Raw genomic sequence first — 8,079 nt, 5'->3', positions numbered from 1 at the left:
AAAAGTACCTCTCCCGTGGAGAGGCGGGTAACTCGGCCCTAGAAACGGGTGTTGGGGGGACAGGGGGGGGGCGGGCTGGGTGCGTTCTGTCCCGCCCCTTCCGCGTACGTGTCGGGCGTCAGCCGCGCTGGATGCCCGTGGTGTCGGTCAGCAGACCGTGGGTGCCGTCCGGCAGCTGCGCGACCAGCGCGGCGCCGCGCTGCTCGACGGCCAGGTACCAGGTGCCCGGCACGACCTCGCCGACCGGCGCACCGGCCGGGTTGTCCTTCGGGGCCAGCTGGCGCGGGGCCGGGACGGCGAACCAGTACGGCTGGAAGTCCGCCGCCGGGGCGGCCGGCTGCTGGGCGGCCGGGGTCGGCTGCGGGGCCGGGACGCCGGCGTCCTGCGGCTGACCGGCCACCGGCTGACCGGGCAGGGGCTGACCGGGCTGACCGGGCTGGCCCGGCTGCGGCTGGCCGGCGCCCGGGTAGCCGTAACCGCCGGCCGGCTGGCCGCCGAAGGCCGGGTCGTGGCCCTGGGCCGGGTAGCCGTACTGGCCGGGCTGGCCGGGCTGACCGGGCGCACCCGGGTGACCGGGCTGGCCCGGCATCGGGTAGCCGCCCTGGTACGGGGCGGCCGGACGGTCGGTGACCAGCGGGGCCTTCAGCGCGGGCACCAGCGGGCTCGCGGCGGCCGCACCGGCCAGCACGATCAGCGAGATGAGGCCGAGCCAGGCGCCGAAGCCGTGGCTGATGCCGGCGCCGTCGAAGCCGCCGCCCAACGCCCAGATCGAGGTCCACAGCGCCGAGACGGCGAACGCGATGCCCCACTGGTCCAGCCGCAGGCCGAGCACCTGGCGGTTGGCCGCACCCGGACCCTGGAAGCGCTGCACCAGGATCAGCACGGCGGCGGCGATGCCGAGGAGGTAGATCGAGGGCAGGATGGGGAACAGCTGGGTGCTCCACGCGTTCTGCGAGGCGTCGGGCCCGCAGTACCGGCCGGCGCAGCTCACGGTCCAGTAGGGCAGGAAGGAGGCGATGAAGAGCAGGACGGCCGCGCCTGCGACGGCGGCGTCTCCCCTGGTGAGAGCGCGCAGATTCACTTACGTTCCCCTCGTTGACGTGTCGTGGACGGTGATTCGTGCGGTCGGGCTGACCGGCCGAAACTCCCGAACGGACCAGAAGCCTAGGCCCAACCGTCCTGCCGGTGCACGGCGGGACCGGGAATGGGTCGAAGTCGTTGCAAACCGTGCGGGCCGGGCGGAGCGTCGTCCACCAGACCTGCCCGTCCCAACTCCCTTTCCCGGCCCGCTCAGTGCGCGGTCAGGAACGCGGTCAGCGCGTCGGCGATCCCCTGGGCCGCCTGCTGGCGCCACTGAGGGTCCGTCATCCGCCGGGCGTCCGCGGAGTTGCGCATGTTACCGCACTCGATGAACACCTTGGGGACCGCGGAGAGGTTGAGGCCACCCAGGTCGGAGCGGGTGTCCAGGCCCTGGTCGGCGATGTAGTCGGCGTACGGCTCGCCGGTCGCGGCGTGGAAGTGATCGCGCAGCAGCAGACCGAGCCGGTGCGAGGGTTCGACGATCGCGGAGTTGTCCGCCTTACCGGCGACCACCTTGGCGGGCATGATCACGTGGAAGCCGCTGCCGCTCGCCGGGCCGCCGTCGCCGTGCACCGAGACCGCGACGTCGGCGTGCGCGTCGGCGCCCGCCCTCGCCCGCTCGTCGACGCACGGGCCCCAGGCGCGGTCGCCGTCCTGCACCAGTACCACCTTGGCGCCCCGGGCGGTCAGCAGGGCGCGGGCCCGGCGGGAGACGTCCAGGGTGTAGTCGGCCTCGGTGTAGCCGGAGTCGGTCTCGGTGCCGGTGGTGTCGCACTCCTTGTGGCCGTTGCCGACGTCCACCTGACGGTTGATCTCGGTGGGGTGGGAGAAGTTGCCGGGGTTGTGGCCGGGGTCCAGCACGACGGTGCGGCCGGTCAGGTCGGCGGTGCCTGCGGGGGGTGCGGGGGGTGCGGTGGGGCTCGCGGAGGGCGCTGCGGACGGTGTCCCGGAAGGCGTGGGTGTGTCCGTGGGAGTCGCCGTCCCGGTGGGCGTGCCACTGGTCGGCGGGGCCTCGGGGGTGGCGGGGGCCGTGGTGGCGGACTGGACGGCGCCGGGCGGCGCGGCCGTGGCCCCCGCCGGGTCGGAGTGGTCCAGGGCCCGCCAGCCCAACCAGCCCGCCGTGCAGAGCGGGACGACCGCGGCCACCACCGTGGTGGCACGCAGTAGGGCGGAACGGCGGCGGGGCGGTCGGGAGGTGGGGCCGGTCACGGGTGGGTCAGATCCTGTCCTGGGTCCGTGCGGTGAGGCCGTAGCCGTTCGCGATCGGGTTCCACTTGGTCATGAAGTCGGTCTTCGCCTGGGTGGCCTGCGGGTTGAGCTCGTCCGCGTGCGTCTTGTCCGCGGTGGTCGGGGCCTTGCCGGAGCAGCCCTGCTTGGCGACGGCGCGCGCCCAGCTCGCGTACGCCCGGTCGATGTCGGCGGACAGCTGCCAGGCGGACTTCAGCGAGTTCACCGCGTCCGCGCCGCCCGGCACGTCCGTCATGCTCAGCTTGGCGAGCTTGGTCAGCAGCCCGTCGCGCTGCTTGGCGCCGTTGTCGAACGCCTGGGCCGCGGTCTCTATGTCCGCCTTGGACGGGCAGCTGCTCACCTTGGCGACGGCGCTGCCGATCGGGGCCTTGGCGTTCTCGCCCTCGCTGAGCAGGCCGTCCAGCGCCTGCGCCTGGGACTGGGCGTTGGGGCCGGGGCCGGTCGCGGTCGGGGACGGGGTTCCGTCGGCCGGGGTGCTCGGGGCGGCGTCCGTCCCGGTCGGCGCCGGGGCGGGCTGCGGGTTGCCGGAGCCGGTCGCGGGGGCGGCTGTCGGGGCGGGCGCGGCCTGGCCGCTCTTGTCGTCGCCGCCCTGGGTCGCGTACAGCAGGCCGCCGCCGACCGCCAGCACCAGGAGCAGCGCGAAGCCGATCAGCAGCGGGGCCTTGCCCTTGCCCGGGCGCTCCCGCTCCTGCTCGTCGTCGACCGGGTAGTGGGTCGGGTAGTCCGGCTGGGCCCCGTACGGGGACTGCGGCGGCGCGGCCGCCGGGGGCGGCGGCGGGTAGACGTAGCCGGGGCCGGGGGTCGTCGGCGCTCCCTGCGGGCCCCGGTCCTGCGGGGTCGCGTGGGAGGGGAACGGCGCGGCGGCGGGCGGGGGCTGCGGGACGACGGTGGGGAAGGCGGCGGTGGGCGCCCCCGGGCCGGGGGGCGCGGAGGGCGGAGGCGGGCCGAAGCCGGGCGCGGCGGCCAGGTACGGGCGGGCGCCCAGCGGCGGGCCCTGGTCGCCGACGGCGCCCGCGGTGGGGGGCGGGGCGACCGGGCCGGGTGCCGGGGGTTGTGCGCCGGGGGCGGGCGGGGCAGGCGGTGCGCTCTGGGTGGGCGGGGCCGGCTGGGCGGCGGGTGCGGGCTCGGCGTCCTGCCGCTGCGGATTACGGACCCAGCCGCCCGCGCCGCCGCGCGCGGTCGGGTCCCAGACCGCCGGAGCGGTGTTCTGCTGGTCCGTCATGTGCCGCTGGCCCCCACCGTCCGCCGATGCTCTGCCTGGTGCTGTTGCCTCGTGTGCTGCCTGGTGCTGCCTGCCGCAGCCGCCTGGTGCTGCGCGGACACCGTACCGTTCGAACCCCCGGCCGACAGCCCCGGCACGACGTTAGAGCATCCGTGCGGGGCCGCGGGCGCGATCAACTCAGGCGGCGGAGCGGCGCAGGACGCGCAGCGAGCCGGTCACCGAGACCTCCTCGAAGCCCTCGGCCAGCGCCCGCAGGTACACCCGGTACGGGGCCTGGCCGCCGTCCGCCGGGTCCGGGAAGACGTCGTGCACCACCAGCAGGCCCTCCGGCGCCAGGTGCGGCACCCAGCCCTCGTAGTCGCCGGTGGCGTGCTCGTCGGTGTGTCCACCGTCGATGAACACCAGGCCCAGCGGCCGGCCCCACAGCGCGGCGATCCGCGGCGAGCGGCCGACCAGCGCGACCACGTGGTCCTCCAGCCCGGCGGCGTGCAGGGTGCGGCGGAAGCGGGGCAGGGTGTCCATCAGCCCGATCTCCGGATCCACCAGGGTCGTGTCGTGGTATTCCCAGCCGGGCTGCTGCTCCTCCGAGCCGCGGTGGTGGTCCACGGTCAGCGCGACCGTCCCGGCCTCGCGGGCCGCCGCGGCCAGCAGGATGGCCGAGCGGCCGCAGTAGGTGCCGATCTCCAGCACCGGCAGCCCGGTGAGCCGGGCCGCGGCCACCGCCGCCGCGTACAGCGCGAGGCCCTCGTCCACCGGCATGAACCCGGTGGCCGCCTCGAACGCCGCCAGCACCTCGGGCGCCGGGCGGGCGCTCTCCAGCAGGTCGGACATGCGGTGCTCCTCGGGTTCGGTACGGCTCCGGTACGGCGGACGGACGTGCTCGGACCCTACTCGACGGTAGCGGAGGGCGGGAGCGGGGGCCGGGTGCTCGCCTGGGGCGACTCGACGGGCGATGCCGAGGGCGCGCCGTCCGTCTTTCCCGATCTCACCGGCCGGGCTCCGCCCGTGTGCCGACCGGCTGTTCTGGAACGCGTTCTCGTCCAGCCCGGCCGCCCGTGCCAGAATCGGGCCGATCGTCGTTCGGAACGAGTCGTCAGATCGAGTTGGTCAGACCGAGGCACACGAGGCACACCGGGAGCAGCCCCATGCGCGCAGCCGTCCTGCACAAGACCGGCCAGGACACCCTCGACGTCCGCGAGGACGTCACGACGGTCGGCTTCGGACCGGGCACCGTACGGGTCCGGATGCGCGCCGCCAGCCTGTGCCACTCCGACCTCTCCGCGATGAGCGGCGTCCTGCCGCAGCCCGCGCCGTTCGTCCCCGGGCACGAGGGCGCCGGGGACGTCGTCGAGGTCGGCGAGGGCGTCACCGGCGTCGCGCCCGGGGACCGCGTGGTGCTCTGCTGGATGGCCCCCTGCGGCCGCTGCGCCCACTGCGAGCAGGGCCGCGGCCACCTGTGCATCGCCAGCCTGCGGCGGCTCGGCGCCCCCGGCTTCCGGCTGGCGCAGGACGGTACGGAGGCCTCCGGCTTCTACGGCACCGGGGCCTTCGCCGAGGAGGTCGTGGTCGCCGCCGACGCCGTGATCAAGGTGCCGGCCGACCTGCCGTACGAGGCCGCCGCGCTGATCGGCTGCGGGGTGACCACGGGCATCGGCGCCGCGGTCAACACCGCGAAGGTCGAGCCCGGCGCCTCCGTCGCCGTGATCGGCGCGGGCGGCGTCGGAGTGGCCACCGTCCAGGGCGCCCGGGTCTGCGGCGCCGCCCGGATCACCGTGGTCGACCCGGTCGCCTCGCGCCGCGAACGCGCGCTCGCCTTCGGCGCCATCGAGGCGATCGCGCCCGAGGAGCTGAAGGCCGTCGCCAAGGGCCTGCCGGGCGGCGGCTTCGACTACGTCTTCGAGGCGGTCGGCCGCTCCGCCACCGTCCGGGCCGGCTACGACGCGGCCCGGCGCGGCGGCGCCCTGGTCGTCATCGGGGCGGGCGCGCAGGACGACCGCGCGCAGTTCACCATGGGCGAGCTGTTCTTCAACGAGAAGCGGGTGCTGCCCTCGCTGTACGGCGGGGCGCCGGTCGCACGCACCATCGGGCTGATCGTGGACCTCTGGCGGGCCGGGCGGATCGACCTCGACGGGATGATCACGCACCGGGTCGGGCTGGCGGACGTGAACGAGGCGATCGCGCAGATGCGCAGCGGCGAGGCGCTGCGGACGGTGGTCTCGCTGGGGTGACGGCGTTCCGGCGGTGACGCGCGAGGGCCCGCCGGTGTCCCCGGCGGGCCCTCGTCGTTGTCTCCCTGGGGGTCTCCCTGGCTGAGGCCTGTCCTCAGGCCTGAGCACCGGCCGCGCGGTGACGGCCGTGCGGGTCGGAACCGGGAGTTTCGTCGGCCGCGGACGCGCCGCGGTGGCGGCCGTGCGTCGCGGTGTCCTCGGCCGTCTTCTCGTCGGCGTCGGTCCCGTTGGTCGCGGGTCCGGTGGTGTCGGTGAGGGTGTCGGACATGAGAAATCGTCTTCCGTGCGAGGGTGCAGGTCATCGGCGCCCGTCCGGCGCCTGAGGCGCACGGTCGGGTCCCCGATCGGGCGCTCGGTACGCGCCCACAGCCGGTGATCGCGGCCCGTGCCCCGGCCACCATAACGGCCGGGACGGACGAGATCCTATCGAGATCATGACGCGAGTCCCGCGTCGAGCCAGTGCCCGACCAGCTCCCGGTAGAGCGGCGACAGCACCTGCAGGTCCCCGTGCCGGGCGAGCACGCCCCGGCCACCGTCCAACAGCAGCACCCGGTCCGCCCGCAACGCCGAACTGATCCGGTGCGCGATCACCACCAGCGTCCCGTGCCGCGCCGCGAAGGCCCGTTCCACCCGCTCCTCGGCTGCGGCGTCCAGATGGCAGGTCGCCTCGTCCAGCACCACCAGCGACGCGGACGACAGGTACGTCCGCACCAGTGCGATCAACTGGCACTCACCCGCCGACAGTTCACCCGGATCGCGCAGCGTGCCGTGCAGCCCGCCCAGCCGCTCCACCAACTCCCCGGCGCCCAGCCGCTCCACCGCCCCGGCCAGCCGCCCGTCGCTGCTGCCCGGGGCGATCCAGGCGAGGTTCTCCCGCACCGACCCCGGAAACACGTACGCCTCCTGCGGCAACAGCGAGGCCGGCGGTGCTGCCACCGTCCCCGCCGTCGGCACCACCAGCCCGGCCAACAGCGCCGCCAACGTCGACTTCCCGGTCCCGCTGGGCCCCACGACGGCGACGTGCTCCCCGGGGCGGAACACGGCGTCGAGCCCGTCGAGCACGGGGGTGGCGGTGGGGCTGTGCGCATACCGAACGCCGTGCAGCCGCACCTCCCCCTCGGGTGGCGGTGGGGCTTCGGGTACGGCGCCCTCCGCGCCTGCGGCCTGCGCGCCGGGCGCCCGGCCGACACCGCGCCAACCGTCGGCGCCCGTCCTCGCACCGGACGGGTCGCCGTCGGCCGTGACCGTCGCCAGGCGGTCCAGCACTACCGCGAGGTTGAGCAGCCAGCCGCCGACCGTACCGGCCAACGTCCGTACTGCCGGGTCGAGTTGTTGCAGCAGGTAGGTGGCGACGCCGAGCAGCTCGCCTGCGGTCAGCGCGTCGTGCGCGAGCAGCCACGGTGCCGCCGAGAGGACGGCCAGTACCGGCAGCCGTCCGCCGAGCGCCACGACGAGCGCACGCAGGGCCGAGGCCCGGCCCAGCGCTCGGGAGGCGGCCGCGCTCTCCTGCGCGGCCCCGGCCAGCGCCCGGGCGACCTCCGCCCCGGTGCCCGTCGCCTGTACATCGCGCAGCCCGTGGAGGGTTCGTCCGGCGTCGGCGGCGAGCCGCTCCTCCGCCAGTACGACCGCCCTCCGTCGGGACACCATCGGGCGCAGCAGCCGGACGAACAACACCCCGGCCGCCGACAGCGGCAGCAGCACCAACGGCAGGACGACGGGCGCCAGCAGCGTCAGCCCGATCAGGGCGGCGACCAGCGTGACCCCCACCCCGCGCAGGGTGCGGAGCAAGGTCGCGGTCAACTGCCGGGCGGACTCGACCTGCTCGGTGAGCCTGGCGACCTCGGCCGGATCCGCCGAGGGGCGCGCGAGTGCACTGCGGACCACCCGCTCGACCAGCGCGTCCCGCAGCGGCTCCACCACCCCCGCGAGGTAAGGGAACCCGGCCCGCGCCGCGTACGCCCGAACCCCCATCGCCACCCCGAACCCCGCCAGCCAGGCCACCCCGACTGCCGGCCGCCCGGCCAGGAACCCCTGATCAACCGCAGCCGAGACGAACAAACCGGAGAGCAGCGGCGGCAACGCCTCGACCCCGGACCACAGGAGCAACCGCACCAACGCCCCCCGGGTGCTCCCCAACTGCCGGAACAGCAACCCCCACCCCGGCCCTCCGAATCCCGAGACCCGCCGCCTCCGCCGCCCACCCGGAGCCCCAACGGCCCGCTGCCGCGGGGGGGGGGGGGGGGGGCGGATTCTCCCGCGGGGGGGTGCTTTTGGGGGGGTTGTTGGGGTGGGGGTTTTTTG

At 75.5% G+C, this 8,079-nt stretch carries 7 protein-coding genes; 1 reads left to right on the top strand and 6 read right to left on the bottom strand.

The window, feature by feature from the left end; genetic code table 11:
* Positions 1-118 precede the first annotated feature (118 nt).
* The 4 genes from ACFQ87_RS12410 to ACFQ87_RS12395 form a co-directional block, all read right to left on the bottom strand.
* Entirely contained in the window at positions 119-1,081 is a 963-nt protein-coding gene (locus tag ACFQ87_RS12410) for a hypothetical protein (RefSeq protein WP_380610627.1), read from the bottom strand.
* 209 nt (positions 1,082-1,290) lie between these two features.
* Entirely contained in the window at positions 1,291-2,289 is a 999-nt protein-coding gene (locus ACFQ87_RS12405; RefSeq protein WP_380610626.1) for an N-acetylmuramoyl-L-alanine amidase, read from the bottom strand.
* Between the two features lie 7 nt (positions 2,290-2,296).
* On the bottom strand, positions 2,297-3,550 hold the full coding sequence (locus ACFQ87_RS12400) for a hypothetical protein (RefSeq protein WP_380610625.1): 1,254 nt from the start codon (positions 3,548-3,550) through the stop codon (positions 2,297-2,299).
* A 177-nt stretch (positions 3,551-3,727) separates the two neighbouring features.
* Positions 3,728-4,381 carry a class I SAM-dependent methyltransferase gene (locus ACFQ87_RS12395; RefSeq protein ID WP_380610624.1) on the bottom strand — a complete coding sequence of 218 codons (654 nt, stop codon included), beginning with the start codon at positions 4,379-4,381 and terminating at the stop codon, positions 3,728-3,730.
* A 314-nt stretch (positions 4,382-4,695) separates the two neighbouring features.
* On the opposite strand from ACFQ87_RS12395, the gene ACFQ87_RS12390 reads away from it, so the two are divergent.
* Positions 4,696-5,778 (top strand): Zn-dependent alcohol dehydrogenase, encoded by a 1,083-nt coding sequence (locus ACFQ87_RS12390; protein WP_380610623.1) that lies wholly within the window; start codon positions 4,696-4,698, stop codon positions 5,776-5,778.
* 94 nt (positions 5,779-5,872) lie between these two features.
* Here ACFQ87_RS12390 and ACFQ87_RS12385 read toward each other — a convergent pair whose 3' ends face one another.
* Both ACFQ87_RS12385 and ACFQ87_RS12380 read right to left on the bottom strand, forming a co-directional pair.
* Positions 5,873-6,046: a hypothetical protein gene (locus tag ACFQ87_RS12385; protein ID WP_380610622.1), complete on the bottom strand. Its 174-nt coding sequence runs from the start codon at positions 6,044-6,046 to the stop codon at positions 5,873-5,875.
* A gap of 164 nt (positions 6,047-6,210) precedes the next feature.
* Positions 6,211-7,890, bottom strand: a complete 1,680-nt coding sequence (locus ACFQ87_RS12380; protein WP_380610621.1) for an ATP-binding cassette domain-containing protein — start codon at positions 7,888-7,890, stop codon at positions 6,211-6,213.
* Positions 7,891-8,079: the final 189 nt, after the last annotated feature.

This window comes from Kitasatospora sp. NPDC056531 (assembly GCF_042794375.1).
In the GTDB taxonomy this organism is placed as follows: domain Bacteria; phylum Actinomycetota; class Actinomycetes; order Streptomycetales; family Streptomycetaceae; genus Kitasatospora.
Note: the sequence above shows the minus strand (reverse complement) of the source record. Positions and strands in the feature narration are given on the sequence as shown.